2 protein-coding genes are annotated in these 3,670 nt (G+C 56.6%); both read right to left on the bottom strand.

Translation table 11 applies throughout. The features are described 5' to 3' along the window. Positions 1-155: 155 nt before the first annotated feature. Positions 156-1,448, bottom strand: coding sequence for a phosphoribosylamine--glycine ligase (gene purD / locus APT89_RS00025; RefSeq protein WP_045630299.1), 1,293 nt, complete (start codon positions 1,446-1,448; stop codon positions 156-158). Between the two features lie 15 nt (positions 1,449-1,463). Beyond that, positions 1,464-3,053, bottom strand: coding sequence for a bifunctional phosphoribosylaminoimidazolecarboxamide formyltransferase/IMP cyclohydrolase (gene purH, locus APT89_RS00020; protein WP_028015111.1), 1,590 nt, complete (start codon positions 3,051-3,053; stop codon positions 1,464-1,466). Positions 3,054-3,670 lie beyond the last annotated feature (617 nt).

Below are 3,670 nucleotides of genomic sequence, written 5' to 3'. Positions count from 1 at the left end.
TGTGGTGGTACAGCACGAAAGTGGGGGTGATCGACCTGAAGAAAAAGTCGATCACCATGGGTAAAGGATGTTAAAAAGTGTTCACCATGTCCCCGAACACCTGTCTACCATGTCCCCGGACTGTACAGAGGGAGAGGGTCAGGGTGAGGGGGAAATTACTCCCCCTGCTCCCGCGCAATAGCACGATAACCGATATCCTGACGGCTGAAGCTGCCGTTCCAGTGAATATCCGCCATCAGCGCATAGGCGCGTTTCTGCGCTTCTGCCACGGTCTGGCCCAGCGCGGTCGCACACAGCACGCGGCCGCCGTTGGTGAGCACGCGGTCATCGTCAGCCAGCTTCGTACCGGCGTGGAACACCTTCGCGCCGTCAATCTCTTCCAGCGGCAGGCCGTGGATCTCATCTCCGGTGCTGTAGTTCCCCGGATAGCCACCCGCAGCAATCACCACGCCCAGAGACGCACGCTCGTCCCACTCTGAGGTTTTCTCGTCCAGCTTGCCTTCGCAGGCCGCCAGGCACAGATCCACCAGGTCGGATTTCATGCGCAGCATGATCGGCTGGGTTTCCGGATCGCCGAAGCGGCAGTTGAATTCAATCACCTTCGGGTTACCCTGCTTGTCGATCATCAGGCCTGCGTAAAGGAAACCGGTGTAGGTATTGCCTTCCGCCGCCATGCCCTTCACGGTAGGCCAGATGATGCGGTCCATGGTGCGCTGATGCACCTCATCGGTAACAACGGGAGCAGGGGAGTAAGCGCCCATCCCGCCGGTGTTGGGGCCGGTATCGCCATTGCCCACGCGCTTGTGATCCTGGCTGGTGGCCATCGGCAGAACGTGCTCGCCGTCGACCATTACGATAAAGCTCGCCTCTTCGCCGTCGAGGAACTCTTCGATCACGATGCGGTGGCCCGCGTCGCCAAAGGCGTTACCCGCCAGCATATCCTGCACGGCGGCTTCCGCTTCTTCGAGGGTCATCGCCACGATCACGCCTTTCCCGGCAGCCAGGCCGTCGGCTTTGATCACAATCGGCGCGCCTTTTTCACGCAGGTAAGCCAGAGCAGGCTCTACCTCGGTGAAGTTCTGATATTCCGCCGTCGGGATGCTATGACGCGCGAGGAAATCTTTGGTGAAGGCTTTGGAGCCTTCCAGCTGCGCGGCGCCTTCCGTTGGGCCGAAGATTTTCAGGCCCGCTGCGCGGAACGCATCCACCACGCCAATCACCAGCGGCGCTTCCGGGCCTACAATCGTCAGATCGATGTTCTCGGTCTGGGCAAAGCTCAGCAGCGCCGGGATATCGGTCACGCCGATAGCCACGTTCTGCAGCGCGGGTTCCAGTGCGGTACCGGCGTTACCCGGTGCCACGAAGACGGTTTTAACCTGCGGAGACTGCGCCGCTTTCCACGCCAGCGCGTGCTCGCGCCCGCCGTTACCAATCACTAATACTTTCATTTTCTGCTCCGGGAATTAATGGCGGAAGTGGCGCATGTCGGTGAAGATCATTGCGATGCCGTGTTCGTCGGCAGCGGCAATCACCTCGTCGTCGCGGATAGAGCCGCCAGGCTGGATCACACAGGTGATGCCCACCGCAGCCGCAGCATCAATACCGTCACGGAACGGGAAGAAGGCGTCAGAGGCCATGGCGGAGCCTTTCACTTCCAGGCCTTCGTCGCCTGCTTTGATACCGGCAATTTTCGCAGAGTAAACGCGGCTCATCTGGCCTGCGCCTATCCCGATGGTCATGTTCTCTTTTGCGTAGACAATGGCGTTGGATTTCACGAACTTCGCCACTTTCCAGCAGAACAGTGCGTCACGCAGTTCCTGTTCGGTTGGCTGACGTTTGGTCACCACGCGCAGGTCGGCTTCTGTCACCATACCCAAATCGCGATCCTGAACCAGCAGACCGCCGTTCACGCGCTTGAAGTCCAGGCCCGGCACGCGCTCCGCCCACTGGCCGCAAACCAGTACGCGCACGTTCTGTTTCGCCGAGGTGATTTTCAGCGCTTCTTCGGACGCGGATGGCGCGATGATCACTTCGACAAACTGGCGAGAGATAATGGCCTGCGCGGTCTCAGCATCCAGCTCGCGGTTGAAGGCAATAATGCCGCCGAATGCGGAGGTCGGGTCGGTTTTGTAGGCGCGATCGTAGGCATCCAGAATAGAGGTGCTTACCGCAACGCCGCACGGGTTGGCATGCTTGACGATAACGCAGGCCGGCTCGCTGAACTCTTTCACGCATTCCAGCGCGGCGTCGGTGTCGGCAATGTTGTTATAGGAAAGGGCTTTGCCCTGAACCTGCTGGGCGGTCGCAACGGAGGCTTCTTTTACCTCTTCTTCTATATAGAAGGCAGCCTGCTGGTGGCTGTTCTCACCGTAACGCATATCCTGCTTCTTAATGAAGTTCAGGTTCAGGGTGCGCGGGAAGCGGCCAGAAGGATCTTTGCTTTCACCGTGGTAGGCAGGAACCAGGCTACCGAAGTAGTTGGCAATCATGCTGTCGTACGCGGCGGTGTGTTCGAACGCCTTAATCGCAAGGTCGAAGCGGGTTTCGAGAGTGAGGGAGCCGTCGTTAGCATCCATCTCATTAATAATGGCGCTGTAGTCGCTGCTCTTCACCACGATGGCCACATCTTTATGGTTCTTCGCCGCGGAGCGCACCATGGTTGGGCCGCCGATATCAATATTCTCAACCGCATCTTCCAGAGAGCAGCCTTCGCGGGCGACGGTCTGGGCGAACGGGTAGAGGTTAACAACGACCATATCGATAGGCGCGATATCATGCTGTTCCATAATGCCGTCGTCCTGACCGCGACGGCCCAGAATGCCGCCGTGCACTTTCGGATGCAGGGTTTTGACGCGTCCATCCATCATTTCCGGGAAACCGGTGTAGTCGGACACTTCGGTTACCGGCAGACCTTTATCTGCTAACAGGCGAGCGGTACCGCCTGTAGAAAGCAGCTCTACACCGCGTGCGGAAAGTGCCTGAGCGAATTCGACGATACCGGCTTTATCAGAAACACTGAGCAGAGCGCGGCGGACTGGACGACGTTGTTGCATGGTAAATCCCCTGGATTTCACGATTACAGAGAGCGTTAGATGAATTTTCCAGCGAAAAACTCATCTAACACACCTGACGAGGCCTCCTTGTTAAGCGCGAGCATTTTAACGAAAACGTTTGCGCAACGCTCGCATATTTTCACTTTTTCGAAGCGCTGTGGATAACTCTGTGTGTAAAAGGGTATAAGGCGGGGTTTTGCTGGGGAATGCAGCAGTCAGTCATTTTTCTGTCATTTAGCGGTTGCGGCCCGCGGAGAACTCCCTATAATGCGCCTCCATCGACACGGCGGATGTGAATCACTTCACAGTTAACCCGGTCGGTTGAAGAGAAAAAATCCTGAAATAACGGGTTGACTCTGAAAGAGGAAAGCGTAATATACGCCACCTCGCAACGGTGAGCGAAAGCCGCGTTGCACTGCTCTTTAACAATTTATCAGACAATCTGTGTGGGCACTCAAAGTGACATGGATTCTTAACGTCCTCGGACGAAAAATGAATACCAAGTCTCTGAGTGAACATACGTAATTCATTACGAAGTTTAATTCACGAGCATCAAACTTAAATTGAAGAGTTTGATCATGGCTCAGATTGAACGCTGGCGGCAGGCCTAACACATG

Origin of the sequence: Enterobacter sp. 50588862 (assembly GCF_001462935.1) — a bacterium.
Taxonomy (GTDB): domain Bacteria; phylum Pseudomonadota; class Gammaproteobacteria; order Enterobacterales; family Enterobacteriaceae; genus Enterobacter; species Enterobacter bugandensis.
The sequence above is the reverse complement of the archived record's forward strand: the minus strand, read 5'-3'. Positions and strand labels throughout refer to the sequence as shown.